Here is a 23,638-nt window from a genome sequence, read left to right as displayed (position 1 = left end):
ATCTTTTTGAAACATCAGGATTTGGGCACCGGCATAATGTTCCAGACACCAGTGGCTTCCATGATATCTTTATCGTCAGAACGCAGAATACCCCTCAGAAAGGCCGTTTTCTTGCCCTGCCTCAGGATTTCCGTATCCACTTCGACGAAACAGGGCGCCCGCAAGGGCGACAGGAAATGACAATCCAGATGGACTGTCGAACAAATGGAGCGGTCGGACGCTTCCCAGATCTTCAGGGACAGGATATGATCCATTATGGACATCATCAGCCCGCCATGAACAAAGCCCTGGGCGTTGCAGTGTCTTTCGTCAAGTTGCACGCCATAGCGGAAGCCATCTTGCTCGCTTTTGGTCCAGAAGGCTTCAAAAGAGGCCGGAATTCCCCTCATCTGACGTCTTTTCCAGTCGGCCGGGGCCTGCCCCTTCTCTTGTTCTTCTGTCATCGAATACTCCTCTGACCCGATTTCAGCTCACAACCTTGGCGGCACGCAGTTTCTCGATCTGGTCCGGCGACAACTCAAGGATATCGCTCAATATCTCGTCGGTATCCTGGCCCAGAACCGGCGGCGCCGTCGGAACAGGCTGCTGCTCCCCGGGAAACTTGAATGGACGATTGACGATCGGGATTTTACCCAATGTCTTGTGTTCTGTTTCAACAACCATTTCCCTTGCCACGGCCTGCGGTTGGGAAAGCGCCTCGATAATCCCTAGAATCGGGGCGTTGGGCACCTGATGTTCCGTCAACAAATCAACCAGATCCTGCACATTTCTTTTCCTGGTGAATCCGGAAATGATATCATTCACCTCTTCACGACAGTCGCGACGTTTCTCCAGCGAGGCATACCGCTCATCTTCGGCGAGCTCCGGCCTGTCAATCGCCGTGCAAACCCTTCCCCAGAAGGCGTTGGTCAGGCAGGCTATAATAATCGATCCATCTTTCGCCGGGAAAAGACCGTAGGGCACAAGATTGGGGTGTTGTGACCCCAATGGCTTCGGGTCCTCGCCATTGAAGAAAGCCAGCTGAGCCAGATAACCCAGCATACCCATCATGCCGTCGAGCAGGCTGATATCGATCAGTCGTCCTCGCCCGGTGACCGAGCGCTCATACAGGGCGCCCAGAATGGCAATGGGGCCGTTAATGCCGCCGACAAGGTCGCCCAGCGGAATACCCAGCTTGGTCGGCAGCCCCCCGGGCTCACCATTGACGCTGAGCGCACCGGACAGGGCCTGCAATACGATATCGAAGGACGGCCGGTCACTCAGCGGGCCGTTCATACCAAAGCCGGAAATAGAACAATAGATCAGTCCCGGATTGATGGCGGACAGGTTTTCATAGTCCAGCCCCAGGCGTCTCATCACGCCCGGACGGTAATTTTCCACCACAATGTCACATTTGGCAGCAAGGTCCTTGATCAGGGCCACGCCGTCCTCGCTCTTAAGATCAATCACCATGCTCTTCTTGCCGCGATTCACGGCAATATAATAGTGGCTTTCCCCGTCGCGAAACGGCGGAAAGGTCCGGGTCTCGTCACCGGACCCCGGCGGTTCAATCTTGATCACTTCCGCGCCCAGATCGGCCAGCGCCAGGGCGGCCGCCGGGCCCGCCAGCACCCGGGTAAAATCGAGTACGCGAATTCCCTGCAACGGGCCGGGCCATGATGATTTGTCACTCTGCTGCATGTTGCACACTCTATCCGGGTTTGTTTTTGCGGACAACCGATATCAAAAAGGCAGACATCGTTGTCAACGATCACCTATTTAGTAAAAAGGGGTGGTTCCCCTGCAGGAACCAACCCGATTTACTGTCTGCTGTGCGCCCCTCCCCCTTGCTTCAAAAGCTGTAATAAAGCAAGAGGGAAGCGGTGGCACTCAGTTGATTTAGCCGCGACTGGGCAGTTCCACAATGGCGGTACCGGCAGCAGACAGTTCATCACGATGCGTGACGGCTTTCTGCTCGATTTCCACCAGATGCTTGCCGTCCTCGACAAATTTACGCTTGACGGTACCATCGATGAAGATCACATCCCCATCCGGGTTGTGACGGCGGATCTGACATTTTGACTGACGAAGGAAGCCGTCATCACCCATCCAGTTGGTGGCATGATGTGTCAGCCATGAACAACGTTCCGGTCCATAATCGTAAGCGCCAGGTGCGCCAACTTCCAGAGCAAAGGCCTCGTCCCAGTGAACACGCTCCGGACAATCCGGCACATTAAAGCGGTTTTTAATGGCCAGACCCGGGTGAGCCTGCTGCATTTTCCACGCCAGTTTATTGGCACGAATATACAGACCGCCCCAGCCCTGTGCGTAACAGATAAAACCGGTCACAGTCATCGGGCCTTTCATCATACGGGGCAGAGCTTCGCCTTCGGTAACGTCTTCCCAGTAGCGGGTATTGGCACCGCGAATCTCTTCCTTGGCATAGAGCTCTGACCATTCAGCCAGCTGCTTGTCAGTGAAAGGTTCGACCTTGCCACGCACTTCGGTGTATTTGGTGCCGCGCTCACGGGCTTCGTCACGGTCGGTACGGAAAACCCAGCTGTCGGCTTCAGCAACAAGCTCGTCCTTCTGGTTATAGAAGTCGACATGATAGATCTGCTGGAAGGAACGACCGGCGAAACGGGTCTGGTGCTCTACCAGGTCTTTCAGGTAAGCTTCGGTTCTAATGCTATCGTTACGCAGAACAGGCTTGTGCCAAGTCCAGTCGGCACCGGCCCACATGGCGTGAACACCGGAAAGACCGCCACAGTAACCGGAAATGATACGGCTGGTGGTGAACAGGAAGCTCGGCAGGGCAACAACATTGCCGTATTTGGTATTTTTGGCATATTCCGGGTCGGACCACAGCGGATTGTCGTCGCCGATACCATGGGCATAGTGACGGATCGCATCACGGGACGCTTCAAAGTTCCACGGCTCCACGGTGTTCTCGATCTTGACGCCGATACGCTCACGCAGATCGGCCAGACCTTCTTCTGTAATTTTGGGGAAACGGTTTTCAGACATGATAATCTACTCCTAAGATATTAATTGCCGGCCGCAGCAGCTTTAGCTGCTTCGCGGTCACGCAGGACCTTGCGGTGAACCTTGCCTGCCGGCGTCTTGGGAAGCTCACACACAAATTCAACGATACGGGGGAACTCGTGCTGTGCCAGACGCTCCCGCGTAAAATTCTGTAACTCTTCAACAAACTCTTTGCTTTCCGGGCGCTTGCTCACAACGAAAGCCTTGACCACCTGGCCACGGGTTTCATCGGGCACGCCGATTACGGCGACCTCTTCCACATCATCATGTTTCAGCATGGTGTTTTCGATTTCAACGGCGGACATGGTCCAGCCGGCCGAGATGATCACGTCATCTGCGCGGCCACAGTGATAGAGGTAGCCCTCCTCATCCACCCGGGCGAGATCCTTGGTGGTCTCCCAGTGATCACGCTTCCACAGCATCAACTCGCCAACCTCTTCCGGAGCGGTAGGGGTGCCGTCGGCACGTTGCACTTCCAGCTTCAGGCCGGGGATAGGTTTGCCAAGGGAGCCCGGCTTGACAACATAATCTTCAGCACCGGGGAAGTTGACCAGCACCACACCGATTTCGGTGGTGCCATACATGCTGCAGGCGGGAACATGGAATGTTTCGTCAATAAACTCCAGGGTCCCCGGATCACAGGGTTCACCGGTAAAGGACAGCTTCTTGATATAGAAAGTGAAGTCCTTGCCTTTGCCGGAATTCTTCATCATGCGGTAGTGGGTTGCTGCCGCAGACATGTTGCTAATTTTATAATCCTGCAGCGCCTTCATCAGGCGCACGGCATCGAATTTTCCGGCAAAAGTGCCGGTGGTTACGCCCAACGCCAGCGGCGCCAGGGTGCCATGCCACAGGCCGTGGCCCCAGGCTGGCGATGACGGACAAAAGAACTGGTCGCCGGGACGAATTCCGGTGCCGTAAAGGGCGGCAAACATCAGGGTCACCAGTGATTTATGCGTATGCTTCACCGCGGCGGGCAGTTCCCGGGTCGTGCCGGAGGTATACTGAAACACGGCCATGTCACTGGCCCTGGATTTGGTTTCGAATGTGGTCGGATATTTGCTGATCTCTTCCATCAGGTCATCGTTAGCCACCACCACGCGCAGGCCTTCCACCTTGTGGGCGATATCCGCTTTCTCTTCGTTGGTGACCAGCAGGCTTGGCTTGCAGTCATCAACGCGCAGACACAGACCATCGAGGCCGAACAGGGTAAACAAAGGCACACTGATGGCACCGGACATGATGGCCCCGAACAGGCTGGTATAGAACGGCAGAGAGGGCTCCAGCATAAAGGCAATACGATCACCCGGCTTGATTCCGTTTTCCACAAGCCAATGAGCAAATTGTGCTGACCTAGTGGCGATTTCGTCAAAGCTGATAATTTCGTCAGCCCCGTCTGCATGAGCGATTCTCACAGCAGTACGACCGGAACCGTCCGCATGACGGGTTATACATTCATGGGCAATGTTGAGGTAATCACGATCGCCGTCAAACAAGTCCCAGAGTGCGCTGGAATTAGCATGCGCCTGGGCATCCGCATAAGAAGTGTAGTCAGTAAGCCTGGCCATCAATTCACCCTTGCTGTTGTCGATAATAGCGCTGTGTCGCGCTGCATTATGTTGGCTCGAGTATATGCCATAAAACATTTTTGTTGTAAATATAGAATTTTATTTTATATATTGAATACAGAATTAATGCGAAGCTTGACTGTTCCGGCACTGTTGCTACCCTCGGCCGGACTGAAACAGGAAGCATCCCAGACGCTGCGCTCAGGAATACCTATTCAACTGGAAACCAACAATGACGGAAAAATCAGCATCCTCCTCGACGCAAGAACGGGAACTGGCCAAAACAGTGAAGGAAAGCAAGGCTCCGGCCATCTCCCGGGCTGCCGCCATATTGCGCCTGCTTGGCAAGAGTCACACGCCTCTCGGCCTTCAGCCCATCGCCCGGGAACTCGGCCTGGTGCCAAGCACATGCCTATATGTCTTGCGCGCCCTTGTGGCGGAAGAGCTGGTCTCTTTTGATCCTGACACCAAACGCTACTCCCTGGAAGCAGGCGTCCTCACCCTCGCCCGCCACTGGCTGCGCCGCAATCAGTTTACCGACCTCGCCCAGCCCGTCCTCGATCGAATCAGCCAAAAATTCGACGTCACCATGCTCGGCGTCCAGATCGTCGGCCTCGACCATATGATCGTGGTGGCCACCTCCCAGGCCGGAAATAATTTTCAGCTGAGCGCCCAGATCGGCAGCCGTTTCCCGGCCCTGATCAGCGCCACCGGTCGTTGCATTGCTGCTTTTGGTGATTACCCCGAAGAGGAACTGGCAGAACGGTTTGAAACACTGCGCTGGGATGAACCGCCGACTTTTGAAGAATGGAAAAACCAGGTGGAAAAAACCCGCGAACAAGGTTTTGCCGTGGATGCCGGCAACTATATTTCAGGCGTGACCGTTGTTGCTGCGCCGGTGTGGAAAACCCGGGACAGGCCGAGCCACGCCCTGGTTGCCATCGGTATCGGCAGCGCCCTGAAGAGATCCGGGCTTCCTGAATTGCAGGACGTACTACTGTCCTCCGCCCGGTCCCTGTCGAACCAGCTTTGCGGCGAGGTTACCCCCGCCTAAGCTTATGAAGACAAAGAAAAATACTTCATTTCGCTTCGTAGTTTATTACGAAATCTTCTGGCACGCCAGGGCCCCACAGATAAAGCGTATCTTCCGGCGCTGGACCGTCCATATTCGGCTCCCAGTACATGCCTTCGGGAATATAGTCGATATCGAAGTTGAACTCGACATAGCTGTTCCAGGGATCGCGCACATAGTGGAAATAGTTTGAGCCGAGCACATGCCGTCCAAGACCCCAGCCCTTTCCGGTATAGCCGGCAGCTTCCATCTGCATGGCGCCGAGGCCGATTTCCTCGATCGAACCCACATCCCACGAACTGTGATGATAACCGATACCCCCAGAAGGGGATTCAGCAAAGGCAACCAGATGATGGTCACTGCCGTAGATCCCGTGAAGGAAGGCAATCGGCCCGGCCTCATCGGAAATCCGCAGGCCCAGAACCGTGCAGTAAAAATCCAGGGTTTTCTTGATGTCCGGCGTGAAGAACAGCGCATGGGCAAAGCGCTGGGGATGAACCTGTTTGATTTCACGACGGAACGGCGCCCCCCTTCCCCCGACGGTACAGGGCATCGGCTGCGGGGTTCGTTTGGATCGCGGCGATGACTTCCCGGCAACCCGAAGTTCAACCAGCATCCCACACGGGTCACGGAACATGATCCGCTCCTGCTCAGTCTCATCCGGAGCAATGCCATATTTTTCCAGCCGTTCCCGGAAAACGTCGATATCTTCCTTGAAAATGCCAAAGCTCACATAATCCAGCTTCTTGCGCTCTGCGCCGCCTTTGATAATGCTCCAGATATGATCCTGACCAAAGCAGCCAAGCTTCAGTTCATTACCGGTTCGCTGAACGTCGAGCCCGAAGGTCGTATAGAATTTTTCCGCCTCGTTCAGATCCGGAACCTGGAGTACAAAATGGTCCAGCGAATGAACACCAGGCACCTTGGAAACTTTACTGATATCTGTCATTTCGTCTCTCCCATCATTTGGCCAATCCGGCCAGACCGCGCCCGCTCCCCTGACAGGCAACAGCGAAATTCACTCAAAGCTCAGCGGACTCTACCGCAGTGGAGGCCCAGGCCCGCATACGCCAGTTGCCTTGATGCTTCTCCCATACCGCCAGATATCGGTTATGAAGCTTGCGGTTCTCGCCAGCGACATCCACATCAATGCGAACCGTGCCCTGAGCCAAAGCCACATTGCCGCAGCAGGATACATCAATGCTTTCCCGGTCAAGGCTGATATATTTGACCTCGCCGGAGGTCTGGCTGGCAAGGAACTCGTCTTTGCTCTGGGTATAACCATTGGTATGGGTATAGGTCAGATCCGGAGAGAAAAAAGCATCCAGCTTCTCCCTGTCACCGGCCATCATGACGGCATATCGCTCGTCATCCGCGGCAATAATTTCTGCGGCGCATTCATCTCCACCGAAAGACGGTAAAACACTTCCGGCCTCGTCTTCCAGCGGATATTCAGCCAGCGCGCTGACCTCCTGATCGCCGCGGCCATTGTCGACCAGTTCCTGCATGTTCCGGCCGACAAAGCTATGGATGGGCAACTCGTAGCCGTTTGCTTCCGCGTTGGCCAACACCATCTTGAGATCTTTGTAGCCCATCACGACCGGACCGGCGTTGGTATACTTCTTGGATTTAAGACCCTCAGCCCGGGACTGATAATGCCGCGAGCCGACAATGCTGTTATTGACCGCATCCACCAGCACCTCACGGGACATGCCCCACTGCTCGCCAAAACGAATAGCCTCTCCCAAGGTATTGGTCGCGCTCATGACCAGCATGTTGATGACCAGCTTGATCACCCGCGCGGCTTCGTCCTCGCCAACATAGTTCCGGCTCATGGACATGTGCTCGAGGACTGGCAGGACCATGTCATAGTCCTCCTTCCTGCCCGAGGCAAAAACAGACAGGGTCCCTGCTTCCGCCAGATAGACGGTTCCTGACACCGGGGCGCGCAAATAACGGCATCCCTTATCTTCGATCATTTTGGCAAAGCGTGCGGAATCTTCGGGCGAAATGGTGCTGGTATCCACGACCAGCGCGCCGGGCTCAATATGCGCCAGAATACCGCCTTCCCCCGTCAGGACAGATTCAATAATTTCACCATTATAGAGCATGGTAATGATTATATCGGCACCCTTTACGGCTTCGGCAATGGTGGGAGCGGATTTAACACCCTGCTCATCAGCAAGCTTGCGACGCTCCGGCGAAATATCATAACCGGACACATCATACCCGCCCTTGGCGATATGTGCGGCAATCGGCAATCCCATAGACCCGAGGCCAATACTTGCAACACGATGCTGTGAGTCTCCCATTTCTGTCGCTCCCTTATTTCTTTGGCGTTGTATAGGCGTCGATATATCCGGCAAAATGCTCATAAAAATTCTTGCGTGGATATTTCCGCTCATCACCTTCCCCGGCAAGACCAGGAAGCGGATCATTCACTGCCTCGTCACCCGGATCAAAAAACAGCGGCATGGATACCCGCTCGGTCGGCGGCTCGGTCACCCGGTGCGGGGTCGCCATGAATCGCCCGTTGGAGAGCTGGTTCAGCCATTCACCGCCGTTGACAATGATAGCGCCCGGCACACATTCCACATCGATCCAGTCCATCCTCGGTGTACGCACCTGAAGACCGGGAATCGGAGACATTGGCAACAGTGTGATGAAGCTGTGATCGCTGTGCGCGGTATTGGCCAGCTCTCCCTCGGCATTGGGGCTGCCGGCATAATAATTCAGCCGTCCATACCATTCACTGCCGGCAAAGGAACCATCCAGATAATCCGGAGTCTGCCCAAGTGCTAGAGAATAAGCCTTCAGCAGCTTGAAAGCCAGATCCACCATGGCCTGGTGATAGCGGTTTATGGTCGACTTGAATTCCGGCAGCAGTGCCGGATCCGGCCATTTGTTCATGGCGCGGTGCTTGATCCCCTTGACCACTTTGGGATCATTCGGTTCACGATCCCGCAGGACCGCCCAGCCGGCCAGGGTGGATTTCCATTCCTTTTCGGCTTCATAACCGGGGCGAACGTTGGTGACGGAGTTTGCCGGCCAATATCCCTGGATATGCTCACCGTGAAAATATTTCTGGAGTTCTTCCCGGGGAAGATGGAACGCCTGCTTTACCTGCTCTTCCGCTGCATCAATGATGGCCTGATCAACACCATGATTGACGATAGCGGAAAAACCCAGGGATGACTGAATAGCCCGGATATTGGCAGCCAACTGTTCCAGAGCTCCTTCCTTGCCGGCGACAAAATCCCCGACATCCAGAAGCGGGAGCTCGGTACAGGTTTCAATAGCGCGCGCTACTGCCGGGCTCGGGGCGGGCAAAGTGGATTCATTGAAATTTGACATGGATACCTCTCCTAAATTCACTGTCTTGCACCTCATCTTTCGCACAACCCTTGCAACAGGCGTTCCGCGACTGAGGCAATTAATCTCCCGCTTCATTCAATGGATTGAATACGAAACCAGAAAGGAGATCAAATCATCAATAGTGATCGATCCCATAACCACTATTGATGTCTATTTACCCTTTTATAACATAAACTTATGCCCTGACAACTTACACCATCAAACACTGTTTACAATGGAGCTGATTACTCCGTTATTTGCTCTCGGCAGCCTCAGCCGCCCAAAGCATTTATTTCAAAATTTCCACAGTATGGACCTGATCGCCAAGACCGGGAATCCCGCAACGAATTTCGTCACCACCCTTGAGGTAGGTCTCAGGCTTCATACCCAGACCAACCCCGGCCGGCGTCCCCGTAATCACCAGATCACCGGGCAGAAGCGTCTGATAAGTGCTTAAGTGCGCGACGAGTTCCGCAATGGTAAACACCATCTCGGCAGTCGTGCCGCGCTGACGGGACTCGCCATTGACATCCAGCCACAGGTCGAGTGTCTGCGGGTCTGCCACCTCGTCCGCTGTTGCGAACCAGGGACCCACCGGCGTAAAGTTGTCATAGCTCTTACCCTTGCCGAGGGTGCCGCCTTTATCGAACTGCCAGTGACGCTCGGACACATCGACGACCGTGCAATAGCCTGCCACATAATCCAGTGCCTTTTCGACTGGAACATGCTTTGCTTCCTTGCTGATCAGGAAACCAAGTTCGATTTCCCAATCCAGTTTTTCCGCACTGGCCGGAACCTCAATCGGATCGTTACAGCCGGAAAGGGAACTGACGGATTTGTAAAAAACAAGCGGATCAACAGGCACAGGGTAATTTGCCTCTTCCGCGTGATCCTTATAATTCAGGCCGATCGCGATAACCTGGCGAATACCGGACACGGGCACACCCAGTCTGGGGTTGCCACTGACAACCGGCAGTTTCTCCGGATCAATCGCCGCCAAAGCCGACAGCCACTCAGGTGTAAACATTTCACAACCGATGTCAGACAGCAAAGGCGAAAGCGCCCTGATATTCCCTTTGGAATCAATCAGGCCAGGCAGTTCCTCATTTCTTGATCCGTAACGAACAAACTTCATCTTTTAACCCTCAATAACGTTTCATCCTCCACATCGTTAACTTTCCACTGCCGCCTCGTCAATAAAAATATCGATATTTTAAATATATCTTTGAAAAATATATACTGTCATCACATTCCTCCTCCCATATGCCATACCCCTGATTACATATTATTATTAATCTTTTTTATTAATATGTTAGATATATAAATGCCGCCGCTAGCCGTATTTTTCGAAGTGATAAAAGATGGTTTTTATAACAAGTTGAAAATACTATATTGAAAGAATCTATAAAATATCGATATATTAGTCAGCTTTTGGGAAACCACATGAGTCCCTGAATCGGCATTTACCCGAGGAGCATAAAGGGCTAAACCTTTAGATGGATAAGTCGTACAGCGGAGAGGTCATGAACGAGTTGATTGAAAATAGTGGATTAAAGGCAAACAGAAGCCTGACGGGCCGAACCTATGAGGAATTACGGTCCGACATCCTGTGCGGCCGTATCCCTCCCAGTAAAAAGCTCCGGCTCAAAGACCTTCAGGAAAGATTCAGCACCAGCCTGAGCGTGGTGCGCGAAGCCTTGGCAAAGCTGAGTTCCGAGGGCCTGGTTCGCGCCCTGGACCAGCGCGGGTTCATTACCTCCGAGTTATCAGTCCCCGACCTCGAGGATCTGATGCAAACCCGGAGACAGATTGAAGGCATTGCGATCAGGCAGGCCATCGAACACGGTACGCCGCAATGGGAGGCAAAAGTGAGTGCGGCCTACGCCGAGCTTGCGACACTCGATCATGAGTTTGGAGATACAAACTATCTCAGGGAAGAATGGATCGAGGCCCATGAAAAATTTCACCGCTGCCTCATTGAAGGCTGTAAGTCCCCTTCCCTGATACTGATATGTGCGGGGCTCGCAGAACGCACACAGCGGTATCGGTATCTTACCGTTTCAATGGCGCCTCATCGTGATGCCCCAGCCGAGCATAAGGAAATTTTACAGGCCGTATTGGCGCGGGATGCGGATCTTGGTCAAGCGGTGCTCGACAGGCATTTTGCAAGAACCCAGGAGATCCTTGTGGACGCCTGGTCTTCGGCCGAGGCATAGAGAGACAGCATTCCAAAGGAACGGAACCGGCGGAGCTCAACCCGTATACTTATCTCCTCTTGAATTAGGAGCGTTCTACTGATGAACATTTTCAATTTACTTACCCTTGGGGCAACCCGCTATAGAAATGAATGCGCAATTTATCACGGCACAGATGAATTCTGTACCTGGGCCGAACTGCACAACCGCAGCCTGAGACTCGCCGCATATCTGGCTGATGCAGTCCCCCCCGGCGGCCGGGTAGCGGTCATTGCCAAAAACTGCCCCGAGTATATCGAGATTATGTTTGCCACATGGGCCGCAGGCTGTGTGGTCGTTCCAGTAAATGCAAAGCTGCATGGTCGCGAAATATCTGAAATCATTACAGACGCTGAAGCCGGTCTGATCTTCGTAACAGCGGCCGAGGCACAGAATCTGGGACAGCAAAACCTGGATATCCCCGTCATCACCATCGGCTCACCGGAATATAATGAAATGTTTGCGGGCGAACCGACAGTTCCGGCAGAGGTTACTCCCGATGACCTGGCATGGCTTTTCTTCACCAGCGGCACCACCGGGCGTTCGAAAGGCGCAATGTTATCCCACCGCAACCTGATGGCCATGACAATCGCCCATCTGGCTGATTTCGAACCGCTTCGACCAAATGACGGGATCATTCATTCCGCGCCCATGTCGCATGGCTCCGGACTCTATATCCTGCCCTATGTCGCGCGGGCCGCATGTCAGGTCGTGCCCACATCTGGCGGGTTTGAGCCCGAGGAAGTGCTCGACCTCTGCGCCCATCACGGCAATATCGGCATGTTCCTGGCTCCGACAATGGTTCAGCGACTACGCTTGACGATCGAAAAAACAGGACGTCGCCCGGAAGGTCTGCGAAATATCGTCTATGGCGGCGGCCCGATGTATCTTGAAGAAATCCGTAAATCTCTTGGAGTCTTCGGTCCGGTTTTCTGTCAGCTTTACGGCCAGGGAGAAGCTCCCATGACCATCACCGGCCTGCGTCCCGCGGATTTTGCCGATGGTGACGATGCTGTTCTTGCCTCAGTGGGGTGGCCAAGGTCAGGCGTCGAAGTCGCCATATTTGACAAGGAAAAAAATACCCTTCCCCCGGGCGAAATCGGCGAGATCGTCTGTCGCGGCGATGTCGTCATGTCCGGTTACTGGAATAATGAAACCGCCACAGAAACAACTCTGTCCGGCGGGTGGCTCCACACCGGCGATCTGGGTTCTATGGATGAAGACGGCAAATTAACTCTGCGTGGGCGGTCCAAGGAAGTTATCATTTCCGGCGGAACCAATATCTATCCGCGAGAGGTCGAGGAGGTCCTGCTGACCTGCCCTGGCGTCAGGGAAGCCTGCGTCATTGGCGAGGTCGACCCGGACTGGGGAGAAAATGTGGTGGCTTTCATCGCCTGGGAAGAAAATGCGACTCCCGATGAAAAATTGCTTGAAGCACATTGCCTTGAACATATGGCGCGTTTCAAAAGACCCAAACGTTATATTTTCCTTGAGGATTTCCCCAAAAGTCCTAACGGCAAGGTCGTAAAGCGCGAACTGGCCAACCTTCTGGTGAAATAATAGCCAAGCTCCCCACGACCAGATACTGCTGCAGGCACTAAAGCATTTTGTTCAAGGTTCCCTGAGGCCCTTGGCCTGAGAGTCAGAATGAGTTTCCGGTTCCGCAGCAGGAGTTCGTCATTACCTGCGGCACCAAGCGAATAAAATCAATCCCATATCACCAAAGAACCAGAAGATACTCTGACCGCAAGTCAGATGACACACCTCAGCTCCACCTGAGATCATGTTTAAGAAATGGCGTCGACCGAAGCCGGTGACCTGTCGCCTGATATATCGGGTTACTGACCAACTGCCAAGGCCGGGCGGCTTTCCTCAGATAACGCCAGCCTCTTTCAGGGCACCGAGTTCGCATTGATCCTTGCCAAGGATGCTCCCGTAAACTTCCTGATTATGCGCCCCCATTTCCGTCGGCCCCGCCCAATTGATGTGACCGGGAGTTTTGGACAGTTTCGGGGCGACATTCTGCATGTACAACTTGTCGAATTCCGGATGATCAACCTTGACGATGGCTTCCCTCGCCTTGTACTGCTCGTTTTCCATCATGTCCTTTGCAGTGAAAATCTTGCCAGCCGGTACAGCGTATTTTTCCATCAGATCAAGGACCTCATCAGCCGTTTTATCCCGCGTCCAGTCGGCAATAAGATCGTCCAGCTCCTGCTGGTTTTCGCCGCGGTTGTAATGATCAACATAGCGCGGGTCCTGTGCCAGTTCCGGACGGCTCATGGCCTCACAAAGACGGCCGAATACGCTGTCCTGGTTAGCGCCGATAAGGATATCACCATCCTTCGTGGGATAGGCATTGGACGGCGCCACCTTGGGCAGGATGGACCCGGTGCGCTGGCGGATAAAACCGGTCTGGCTATATTCGGGAACAACAGATTCCATCATCGCCAATACACTTTCGTAAATGGCGCTGTCCACCACCTGTCCCTCGCCGGTCTGGTCCCTGTGCCGGAGCGCCAGAAGGGCCCCGAGACAGGCATAAGTCGCGGCAAGGCTGTCGCCGATGGACAAGCCAATACGGCTCGGCGGCGTGGACGGATCGCCCGCAAGGTTGCGCATGCCGCCCATGGCTTCACCGATGGACCCATATCCCGCCTTGGAGGATTCAGGTCCTGTCTGTCCGTAGCCAGAGACCCGGATCATAATCAGGCCCGGATTGATCTTGCTGAGCTCGTCATATCCAAGACCCCATTTTTCCATGGTCCCGGGCCGGAAATTTTCCAGCAGGAAATCGCTCTTCCTGACCAGTTCTTTCAACAGATCCTGGCCTTCCTTCACCCGCAGGTTCAGGGTAATACATTTTTTATTGCGGGCGACAACCGGCCACCAAAGCGGTGCGTTCTGACCCCATTTGCGCATGGGGTCCTCGCGGTCCGGCGCCTCAACCTTGATGACCTCTGCACCATGGTCGGCCATCAATTGCCCACAAAAAGGACCGGCAATCAATTGCCCTAATTCAATGACGCGCAACCCCTTCAGGGCGCCAAATGCTGCTGAGTCAGTCAAAACCGGTCTCCTCTGATACTTTTCGTCGAAAATCGAACTTCATTGTATACAATGGATTTAACATATAGCAAGTTCAATCGACATAACACTTTAAAAAACCCATTACTTCACTGGTTATGCAGATTTTTTATTAATTTTGTGCGTTTTTCCTGAAAATACCTCATATTTATTGTATACAACGAAATATCATTGTGGCAGAGTTTACGAGACAAGATTCTACAGAAAATCATGTGCCGAAGATTCCGGCGAGGAAAGCAAGCAACAGTGACAGAAACAGTGGAAATAGTAGAAGTCGCTGCCCGTGACGGATTGCAGAACGAAAGCGTCGTATTTTCTACTGCGCAGAAGCTGGATCTGATAAAGGGCGCCATTGACGCCGGTATTCGCCGACTGGAAGTGGCCAGCTTCGTTCACCCCAAAAGAGTTCCCCAGATGGCCGACGCCGAGGATGTGATTGCCGGCCTGCCCGACCTTGCAGACGTGATATATATCGGCCTGACCCTGAACATGCGCGGTTACCTGCGGGCACTAGGGACAAAGAACGGCGGACAGCGTGGTATTGACGAAGTCGGCTGTGTAGTTGTGGCATCCGATACCTTTTCCCAGCGCAACCAGGGACAGACCCTGGAGGAATCCATCGCGGTAGCCGAGGAGATTATCACCACAGCCCAGCATGACGGCCTTCGGGCCCAGGCCACAATTTCGGCCGCCTGCGGCTGCCCCTTTGAAGGAGAAGTCGATCCCAAACTGGTGATCGATATTGCCAAACGGATCGCCGATCTCAATCCCCATGAAATCGCCATCGCGGATACCATCGGGGTTGGCACACCGCTGCAGGTCTATAATCTGTTCGCGGCCCTTCGGGAGGCCCTGCCCGGCATGCCGCTCAGGGGACATTTCCACAATACCCGCAATACCGGTATCGCCAATGCCTGGGCCGCTTACATGGCCGGTGCCAGAATATTGGATTCTTCCGTTGGCGGGCTGGGCGGCTGCCCCTTCGCCCCGGCCGCGACAGGCAACATCGGCACCGAAGACCTTCTTTATATTCTGCATCGCTCCGGAATCGAGACCGGTGTTTCACTGGAGAAAATTATAGACCTGTCCAGGAGCCTTGAACCGGTCCTGGGACGTCCGACACCGGCAATGGTCAGTAAAGCAGGCGGATTTCCGGAACCAAAGCCGGACCTGGCCTGTTCGGCATAGAAAGAATTAACAAACTGAACCGTGCCCCCGAGGCATAGACAGACAAGAGGAACGTTTTAAAATGCCATATCGCTTAGGCGTAGATGTTGGAGGAACCTTTACCGATCTCCTTCTGATCGAGGAAAATACCGGGGAAACCTGGCGGGACAAGGTGCCCAGTACACCGCAGGATCCCTCCATCGCGGTGATCAACGGTACCGGAGCCATTTGCGAAAAGGCAGGCATATCCCCTGCGGAAATCACTCAGTTCCTGCATGGCACTACTGTCGCCACCAACGCGGTTCTTGAAGGAAAGGGCGCCAAAACCGGCCTTGTGGTCACCAGGGGATATCGTCAGATCCTTCAGGTTGCCCGTTCGCTGGTCCCCGGCGGCCTTGCAGCCTGGATTACCTGGCCGAAACCGGTGCCACTGGCCGCTCTCGACTGCACTGTCGAAGTGGAAGAACGTCTTGATGCCAACGGCGGGGTTGTCACCCCGATCAATGAAGCCCAGACCCGGCAAGCCCTGCTCGCCCTGCGGGCCGAAAATATTGAAGCGCTGACAATCTGCCTGCTCAATTCCTATGTCAATGGTGTCCACGAACTGAAAGTCGCGGAGATCGCCCGGGAAGTTTTCCCCGATATCCCGGTTTCTATCAGCCATGAAATCCTGCCGGAAATGCAGGAATATGAACGCGCCCTGACCAGTGTCGCCAACTCGCTGGTGCGGCCGGTGATGGCCATGTATATTTCCAATCTCCGCAATAAACTTCGCGAACTTGGCATGAACGGCCGGATCAACCTGCTCCGCTCGGACGGCGGCCTGATCGGTTCTGAAAAAGCCGAACTTACCCCCGTCAACCTGCTCATGTCGGGTCCCGCCGGCGGTGTGACCGGCGCGCTCTGGGTGGCTGAAAACACAGAAGCGAAGAATATCCTGACCCTTGACGTGGGTGGAACCTCCACGGACGTGGCGCTGATCGAGAACGGCGAACCGCTCTTGAGGCGCGAAACCTCGGTCGGTCACCTGACCGTGCGCGCGTCCTCGCTGGATGTAAAAACGGTCGGCGCCGGTGGCGGATCCATTGCCCATGTGCCGGAACTGACCGGCGCCCTTCGTGTGGGCCCGGAAAGCGCGGGTGCGGTACCGGGACCAGTCGCCTATTCCAAGGGCGGCACCCAGCCGACTGTAACCGATGCCCATGTTGTTCTGGGCAATCTGCCTGAATCCCTCTTGGGTGGCAGCTTCCATCTGGACCGGGAGGCTGCGCGCGAGGCCATCAAGACAATTGCAGATGCCCTTGATGTGACGATCGAGGAAGCCGCCCAGGGGATCATCAATATCGCCAATGAAAATATGTATGGTGCGTTACGCCTTGTTTCCGTCCAGCAGGGATATGATCCGCGCGACTTCGCCTTGATGGGGTTTGGCGGCGCCGGTTCCCTGCATTCCAACGCGGTGGGCAAGCTGATGGGCAGCTATCCGGTGATTGTCCCGGTCAGCCCCGGCGTTCTGTGCGCTGTCGGCGACGCCACCACCCAGATGCGCTATGAACATGCCCGCTCCTTTAACCGCACTGTCAGCAAAACCACGGACCAGGAAGTGGCGAACTGGCTTGACGAAATGCGGGAAGTCGTCATGAGCGATCTGGAAGAAGAAGGTATCGCCAGAGCAGACCAGATCATCAAATTTGAAGCCGGTGTGCGTTATTGCGGCCAGGGCTTTGAAGTGGATATCCCGATCAGGGCTGAAGACTTCAGGACCGGCCAGGGCCTCGAAACCCTGATGAAGTCTTTTGACGAGGAACATGAGCGCCTGTTCACCTTCAACCTTGATGTGGAACATGAGATTGTCAACCTGCGCGCCGTCGCCATCGGCCAGGGGGCTAAAATGCCGGCACCGGCGATCCCGAACGGAGACGGCGATCCCGACCAGGCAAAACTCAGGGATCACACCATGTGGGTTGAGGGAGAGGCCCTTCCCGCCGCCATCTATGACCGCTCGAAACTTGAGGCCGGCGACCAGTTGCAGGGCCCCTGCGTGGTGGTCGAGATGGATTCCACCGCCGTTATCCTGCCGGACCATGTGGGTACGGTGGACGCTTACGGCAATATTCTGATTAATCCGGTAGCAGCCTGAAGGGAGATAAAGACATGACCGCAACCATCATGCAGGAAAACACAACTCCCTTCCAGTCAGTGGATGTTGATACCATTACCCTCGATATCATCGAAAATGCGCTTCGGAATGCCCGCGAGGAAATGGACGCAACCCTGTTCCGCACAGCCATGAGCCCGGGCATCCGTGAACAGGGCGACGCCTTTCCCTTGATCGCCGAGCGTAACGGCAAAATGATCGTGGGCCAGTTCGGAAGCTTTATCGATGGCTTCCTGCGCACCTATAACGGAACGATCGAGGAAGGAGACATGATCTGGCTGTCTGACCCCTACTCCTGTGACGGCGCCGTCAGCCATAATAACGACTGGCTGATCATTCGACCTATTTTCCGGAACGGCAGGCTGATTTCCTGGGCCAGCATGTTCGGCCACCAGACCGATATCGGCGGCAAGGTTCCCGGCAGCCTGCCCACGGACGCCACCAGTGTCTTCGAGGAAGGCATCCGCATTCCACCGATCAAGCTGTTCAAAAAGGATGTGCTGCAGGATGATATCCTGAACCTGGTGCTGCATCAGGTCCGCATGCCGGAATGGTGCCGGGCCGACCTTCTTGCCATCATCGCCAGCTGCCGGGTGGCGGAAAAGCGTATTCTGGAAATCTGTGACCGCTTTGGCGAGGACGAATATGTCTCGGCCACAGACAATCTTCTGGCCCGCAACAAACGCGCCATGGGTCACCTGATCCAAACCGCCATTGGCGAAGAGAAAGTCGACTTTGAGGATTTTGTCTGTGACGACGGCCGCGGTTTCGGTCCCTACAAGCTGAAATGTACCATGTGGCGTGAAGGCGAGAAAGTGATCCTGGATTTCGACGGCACCGACCCGCAGGCCGCCGGTTCCATCAATTTCTATCTCAACGAGAACATGCTCAAGATGTTCTTCGGCATCTATATGATCATGGTTTTCGACCCCCAGGTCCTGTTTAACGACGGTTTCTATGATCTGGTGGAGGTGCGTATACCGGAAGGAAGCCTGCTGAAACCGAAGTTCCCGGCGGCGCTGTCCTGCCGCACCCACGCCCTGGGACGTATTTTCGACCTTCTCGGCGCCCTGCTCGGCAAAAAACAGCCCGACTTCATGAGTGCGGCAGGCTTTTCCTCGAGCCCGCACCTGATGTTTTCCGGTACCGACAAGGAAAGCGGAGAATGGTTCCAGCTGTTCCAGATCGGCTTCGGCGGCATTCCGGGACGCCCCTTCGGGGACGGTCCTGACGGCCATTCCCTGTGGCCGGGCTTCACCAATGTGCCAAACGAGTTCCTTGAGCGCTATTTTCCCATGCGGATTACCAATTACACCTCCCTTGCCGACAGCGGCGGGGCAGGTTTTTTCCGCGGCGGCAACGGTATCCTGATGACCTATGAGTTCCTGAGCGAAGGCATCATTTCCATTCATGACGATCGCTGGTTCACCTATCCATGGGGCGTGAACGGCGGCGAACCCGGCGAACGTTCCCGCAAGGTTCTGCGACGCAGCGATGGTACCGAACAGATCCTGCCCGCCAAATGCGACGGTATCGAGGTCTTCGAAGGCGACCAGCTTGACTATATCACCTGGGGCGGTGGCGGCTGGGGTAATCCGCTGGAACGGGCTCCGGAACTGGTCGCTACAGAAGTCAAACAGGGCCTGGTCAGCATGTCAGGCGCCTATAAAAATTACGGCGTCAAGGTAAAGGACGATTACAGCGTCGATAGCGCTGCCACGGAGGCCCGCCGGGCCGAGATGGCGAAAGATCGTCCGGAAGGTATCTTTAACTTCGGTCCCGACATGGAAACCCTGAGAGCCAACTGCCTGGCTGAAACCGGTCTTGAACCGCCAACACCGCCACGCTGGTAATCGAAAACGGAGAAGCCGGAAATGGATCTGCAACGACATAGCCTGAAGCTGGGTGAAAAACCCGCACTGATCGTTGTGGATATCATCAACGGCTTCACTGACCCGGCCTGCTCTCTTGGTTCAGACTGCCCGGATGTGGTGGAAGCCAATGTAAAACTTCTGTCGGCCTTCCGTGAGAAGAACCTTCCCGTCTTCTTCACGACCGTTGTCTATCACAGTGATGATGAGGCCAGGGTCTTCCGCAAACGGCTACCTGCCCTCAATGTCCTTGAAGCCGGTTCTCGCTGGACCGAAGTCGATCCGCGCCTTGGGCGCAGAATTCATGAACCCGTCATCGAAAAACAGTGGGCCAGCGCATTTTTCAAAACCGACCTGGCTCACAGGCTTCGTGCCTGCAAGGCAGACTCTCTGGTGATCACCGGACTGACCACCTCTGGATGCGTCCGCGCGAGCGTGCTGGACGGTCTGCAGAATGAGTATCCGGTTGTCGTTCCCCGGGAAGCGGTCGGGGACCGCAATGCCGACGCCCACGCCGCCAACCTGTTTGATATGCATGCCAAATATGCCGATGTCCTGTCCCTCGAGGAAACCTTGGCTCTTTTATGAAAACAACAATTATGGAGGAAAGAATGAGACGTACACCAACAGCAATCCTTTTACTATCAACTGCCAGCACCCTGGCTTTCAGCGCTCAGCCCAGCTTCAGCCAGGAAGAAGAGATCTTTGTCATTGAGGAAGTTATTGTCACTGCTCGCCGCCGGGCAGAAAGTCTTACTGACGTGCCGGGTACAGTAACCGCACTGACCCAGACCGCTCTGGAGAGTGCCGGCGTTCAACGGGCCGATGACTTTATCGCCCTTACCCCCGGTGTCACCATGGTGGATGCGGCAGAGGTCGGAGATACCCAGGTCAATATCAGGGGCATCAACGGTGCCCGTGATGCAGAAAACAGCTTCGCGTTTATTCTGGACGGCATTCTCTACACCAATCCGGCCGCCTTCAACCGCGAATACACGGACCTCGCCCAGATAGAAATTTTCAAGGGACCGCAGGGTGCCATTTATGGCCGCAATGCCGCGGCCGGTGCAATCATTGTCAAAACCACAAAACCCGACAATGAAACAATTACAAAAATCACCGGCGGCATCGCCGAGGACAATACCTATCTGATCAAGGGCTCCACTTCCGGCGCCATTGTCGAAGATGAATTATTCTACCGGCTGTCCGGGGACTGGCGTAAATCAGACGGTTATTACCGTAACAGTTTCAAGGATGACGCCGCCACCATCGATGCCTATGAAGGTTACAATGTAAATGCCCGACTTGTCTGGGAAGGCCTTGAAGACCTCAGCCTGGACATGAGAATGCGCTATGGCAAGGTCGATGCATCCTCGCTTTCCTTCAATTCAACCTTCAACCTGCCCGTCTTCGCTGAAGCAACCAGCACACCGGCCGCTTATCAGGACGTCAATGATTTCGACTTCCTCTACCAGGCCAATGTGGATTCGGATAATGACCAGGAATCCTTCGAAGCTTCCACAAAATTTGACTATGACCTGGACGGCATGGTGCTTAGTGGCTGGGTGCTGTACAGCAATATCAAAAACAACCTGATCGCGGACGGCACGGCTGCTGCGTTTGGCTTCTTTAATGGCGATGCCGCCTGCCAGCAGTCTGTCGCAGACCTGAATGCCGCCGGTGTTGCTCTGCTGGCCCCCCAGTTCATCGGCCTGACCCCTACCGGTGTCATATTTGATCCCAATGGATCGTTTCTCGGGGCCTACACACCTACCACCTGTGACGGCTTGCAGGAACAAAAACGAAACCAGAAGGACCTGAGTGCCGAACTTCGCCTGTCCTCCGATGGGGACGGTCCCCTGAGCTGGATGGTTGGCGCCTATTTCCTGGATATTGATCGCGAGGTCGGTGTTTCCCTGAACCGGGACAGTGGTGATGCGCCAATTCGCGGCCTCTATCAGGCGACAGGGCCGAATGCCACTGTTTCCCTGCTGCATGACCAGTTTGACAGCCGGGTTCTTGCGGTCTTCGGGCAACTGGAATATGATATTTCCGAGGATGTGGAACTTTCTCTCGCGCTGCGCTACGACAATGAAAAACGGTCCGTGTCCAGCCTTGTGCCCACAGATGCGACCCAGTCCCTGATCGACCTCAATTTCGACGGCATTTTTGACGACCCCCTGAATCCCGGTCTCAGCAGCCTGATCAACCCCACAGGCACAATTCCCGACAAGGAACGAACTTTTTCCGAACTTGAACCCAAGGTCTCCATTACCTGGGATGCTAGTGAAGACATGACCCTGTATGCCAGCTGGGGTGTCGGCTTCAAAGCCGGCGGCTTCAACAATTCCGGCAGTGCCGCCACCGTGAATATTTTCAATAACAGCTTCATTAACGGGGGCATCGGCATCAACTTTGCTGATCTGCTTGGCGCGGACCTGCCTGTGGTCAATGATGATTATGAAAAGGAAACCTCCAGTGCCTTTGAAGCAGGGTTCAAAGCCGACCTTCTGGATGGCCGGCTTCAACTGACCGGTTCCGGTTATTACACAACTGTAAATGACATGCAGTTCTTTGAATTTTATGTCGGCTCCTTCGGCCTGCTGCGTGTTGTTTCCAACATGGACAAAGTCGAACTTTACGGGGCGGAATTCGGAGGCACGTTTCATGTCAACGAAAATGTCCGCCTGTATGGCGGCGTAAACTTCGTGGAAAGCGAGATCAAGGAAAATTCTTCCCGCCCCGATACCGTGGGGAACAAGTCCCCTTATACTCCGGACTACACTGTTAACGTCGGTGCTGACGTGAACTATCCCATCAATGATGACCTGGAAGTCTTCGCGCGGGCAGACGCTCAGTTTATTGGCCCGACCTGGTTCCATACGGTTCAGGAAGGACAGCGTCCAACGATTTTCCAGCCGCTGTTTGAGCTTGGCTTTGGTGCCGGTGCCGGCGCACTCGGCATTGCTGATTACACCGCTTCACGCAGGGATGCCTATTACACGGTTGATCTGCGCCTGGGTGTAAGAGGAGAAAACTGGTCCCTGACCGGTTATGTCACAAACCTGACCGACGAAAAATACCTCGAGGAAGTCATTCCTGCGCCTGAATTTGGCGGATCGTTTGACCACCCGGGAAGTGAACGCCGGTTTGGTGCAGAAGTAAGCTTTGAATTTTAGGCTGAATTGGCTATATGAAGTAACGCACCCGATTTCGGGTGCGTTACTTTTACGGTAAATCAACATCCCGGACGGAAACACCCCACAGTGACAACCATGACCATGAGTAAATCTGCTGAAAAAGCATACGCCGTGATCCGCAATGCGGTTCTGGACGGCCATTTTGCGCCCGGCGACCATCTCAGGGAAGAGCGTCTTGTCGAACTGTGCGGCGTCTCCCGCACTCCCGTCCGCGAGGCCATCAAGCGGCTGGCGGCTGAAAACTATGTGGTCATGAAACCGCATCTGGGCGCCCATGTCGCCAACTGGTCACCGCAGGAGATCGAGGATATCTTCAGACTTCGGGCTGTAACAGAAGGCATGGCCGCAAGGCGAGCCGCTGAACTGATCACACCCGAACAACTGGATATCCTGAAGGAACAGCATAAAATCATTGAAGACATGCTGGCTGAAGATGCTGAATATTCCATGGAAAAATTTCTGAAGGCCAACAAGGTTTTTCACAACACAATCCTGCAGGCAACCCAGAGCGAGATACTCAAACAGGCGGTCCAGAGGCTGGTCTCTCCCCCCATTGTGACACAGACCGCGATTAATTTTACACGTAACGACCTGAAACGCAGCAATGCCCATCACCTGGAACTGATCGAGGCTCTGGAAGCCCGTAATGGTGACTGGAGCGATGCCACCATGCAGACCCACATTCTTGCGGCACACCAGAGATTCAGCGCCACCTTAAACGGATAACGCTGATCAGAACGATGGCATGTTCAACAGGCCTCCGTTGTTGGTTACAGAGCCCTTTGATTATGACACCTGCTTGCAGATTCTGACGATGTTCGCAAATTGACGGCATCTTATGCCTGTTTCTATGCTTCTTACCGGATAAGTTTGCAATCAATGGAAAATAAAAATAGACGATCA

General features: G+C 54.5%; 18 protein-coding genes. 9 read left to right on the top strand and 9 right to left on the bottom strand.

Annotated features, from left to right (window positions below):
- Positions 1 to 14: 14 nt before the first annotated feature.
- From ACORNT_RS11190 to ACORNT_RS11175, 4 genes are all read right to left on the bottom strand, one after another.
- On the bottom strand, positions 15 to 443 hold the full coding sequence (locus ACORNT_RS11190; RefSeq protein ID WP_321390581.1) for a PaaI family thioesterase: 429 nt from the start codon (positions 441 to 443) through the stop codon (positions 15 to 17).
- Between the two features lie 22 nt (positions 444 to 465).
- Entirely contained in the window at positions 466 to 1,680 is a 1,215-nt protein-coding gene (locus ACORNT_RS11185) for a CoA transferase (protein ID WP_321390577.1), read from the bottom strand.
- Positions 1,681 to 1,878: 198 nt separating this feature from the next.
- Positions 1,879 to 3,006 (bottom strand): FAS1-like dehydratase domain-containing protein, encoded by a 1,128-nt coding sequence (locus tag ACORNT_RS11180; RefSeq protein WP_321390575.1) that lies wholly within the window; start codon positions 3,004 to 3,006, stop codon positions 1,879 to 1,881.
- A 20-nt stretch (positions 3,007 to 3,026) separates the two neighbouring features.
- Entirely contained in the window at positions 3,027 to 4,592 is a 1,566-nt protein-coding gene (locus ACORNT_RS11175; RefSeq protein WP_321390572.1) for an acyl-CoA synthetase, read from the bottom strand.
- Between the two features lie 232 nt (positions 4,593 to 4,824).
- Between ACORNT_RS11175 and ACORNT_RS11170 the strand changes: the two genes are divergently transcribed.
- Positions 4,825 to 5,646 carry an IclR family transcriptional regulator gene (locus ACORNT_RS11170; RefSeq protein WP_321390569.1) on the top strand — a complete coding sequence of 274 codons (822 nt, stop codon included), beginning with the start codon at positions 4,825 to 4,827 and terminating at the stop codon, positions 5,644 to 5,646.
- A gap of 25 nt (positions 5,647 to 5,671) precedes the next feature.
- On the opposite strand, the gene ACORNT_RS11165 is transcribed toward ACORNT_RS11170, so the two are convergent.
- The 4 genes from ACORNT_RS11165 to ACORNT_RS11150 form a co-directional block, all read right to left on the bottom strand.
- Positions 5,672 to 6,613 carry a VOC family protein gene (locus tag ACORNT_RS11165; protein ID WP_321390567.1) on the bottom strand — a complete coding sequence of 314 codons (942 nt, stop codon included), beginning with the start codon at positions 6,611 to 6,613 and terminating at the stop codon, positions 5,672 to 5,674.
- Positions 6,614 to 6,686: 73 nt separating this feature from the next.
- Complete coding sequence (locus ACORNT_RS11160; RefSeq protein ID WP_321390565.1) at positions 6,687 to 7,976, bottom strand: NAD(P)-binding domain-containing protein; 1,290 nt, start codon at positions 7,974 to 7,976, stop codon at positions 6,687 to 6,689.
- 13 nt (positions 7,977 to 7,989) lie between these two features.
- Complete coding sequence (locus tag ACORNT_RS11155) at positions 7,990 to 9,018, bottom strand: isopenicillin N synthase family dioxygenase (protein ID WP_321390563.1); 1,029 nt, start codon at positions 9,016 to 9,018, stop codon at positions 7,990 to 7,992.
- Positions 9,019 to 9,307: 289 nt separating this feature from the next.
- On the bottom strand, positions 9,308 to 10,153 hold the full coding sequence (locus ACORNT_RS11150) for a fumarylacetoacetate hydrolase family protein (RefSeq protein ID WP_321390560.1): 846 nt from the start codon (positions 10,151 to 10,153) through the stop codon (positions 9,308 to 9,310).
- Between the two features lie 361 nt (positions 10,154 to 10,514).
- Here ACORNT_RS11150 and ACORNT_RS11145 point away from each other — a divergent pair, with 361 nt between their 5' ends.
- Both ACORNT_RS11145 and ACORNT_RS11140 read left to right on the top strand, forming a co-directional pair.
- Positions 10,515 to 11,234 (top strand): GntR family transcriptional regulator, encoded by a 720-nt coding sequence (locus ACORNT_RS11145; RefSeq protein ID WP_321390558.1) that lies wholly within the window; start codon positions 10,515 to 10,517, stop codon positions 11,232 to 11,234.
- Positions 11,235 to 11,315: 81 nt separating this feature from the next.
- Positions 11,316 to 12,812: an AMP-binding protein gene (locus ACORNT_RS11140; RefSeq protein WP_321390556.1), complete on the top strand. Its 1,497-nt coding sequence runs from the start codon at positions 11,316 to 11,318 to the stop codon at positions 12,810 to 12,812.
- Between the two features lie 312 nt (positions 12,813 to 13,124).
- Here the strand turns inward: ACORNT_RS11140 and ACORNT_RS11135 are convergent, their stop codons facing one another.
- Positions 13,125 to 14,321 (bottom strand): CoA transferase, encoded by a 1,197-nt coding sequence (locus tag ACORNT_RS11135; RefSeq protein ID WP_321390555.1) that lies wholly within the window; start codon positions 14,319 to 14,321, stop codon positions 13,125 to 13,127.
- Positions 14,322 to 14,585: 264 nt separating this feature from the next.
- On the opposite strand from ACORNT_RS11135, the gene ACORNT_RS11130 reads away from it, so the two are divergent.
- The 6 genes from ACORNT_RS11130 to ACORNT_RS11105 all read left to right on the top strand — a co-directional run bounded on the left by ACORNT_RS11130 (position 14,586) and on the right by ACORNT_RS11105 (position 23,461).
- Positions 14,586 to 15,527, top strand: coding sequence for a hydroxymethylglutaryl-CoA lyase (locus tag ACORNT_RS11130; protein WP_321390552.1), 942 nt, complete (start codon positions 14,586 to 14,588; stop codon positions 15,525 to 15,527).
- A gap of 61 nt (positions 15,528 to 15,588) precedes the next feature.
- Positions 15,589 to 17,646: a hydantoinase/oxoprolinase family protein gene (locus ACORNT_RS11125; RefSeq protein WP_321390551.1), complete on the top strand. Its 2,058-nt coding sequence runs from the start codon at positions 15,589 to 15,591 to the stop codon at positions 17,644 to 17,646.
- Between the two features lie 14 nt (positions 17,647 to 17,660).
- Entirely contained in the window at positions 17,661 to 19,517 is a 1,857-nt protein-coding gene (locus tag ACORNT_RS11120; protein ID WP_321390548.1) for a hydantoinase B/oxoprolinase family protein, read from the top strand.
- Between the two features lie 21 nt (positions 19,518 to 19,538).
- A complete protein-coding gene (locus tag ACORNT_RS11115; protein WP_321390545.1) occupies positions 19,539 to 20,123 on the top strand; it encodes an isochorismatase family protein in 585 nt (194 codons plus the stop codon).
- A gap of 23 nt (positions 20,124 to 20,146) precedes the next feature.
- On the top strand, positions 20,147 to 22,714 hold the full coding sequence (locus ACORNT_RS11110) for a TonB-dependent receptor (protein WP_321390543.1): 2,568 nt from the start codon (positions 20,147 to 20,149) through the stop codon (positions 22,712 to 22,714).
- A 96-nt stretch (positions 22,715 to 22,810) separates the two neighbouring features.
- Positions 22,811 to 23,461: a GntR family transcriptional regulator gene (locus ACORNT_RS11105; protein WP_321390540.1), complete on the top strand. Its 651-nt coding sequence runs from the start codon at positions 22,811 to 22,813 to the stop codon at positions 23,459 to 23,461.
- Positions 23,462 to 23,638: the final 177 nt, after the last annotated feature.

The sequence above is a fragment of the Emcibacter sp. genome, assembly GCF_963675455.1.
Taxonomy (GTDB): Bacteria; Pseudomonadota; Alphaproteobacteria; order Sphingomonadales; family Emcibacteraceae; genus Emcibacter.
Note: the sequence above shows the minus strand (reverse complement) of the source record. Positions and strands in the feature narration are given on the sequence as shown.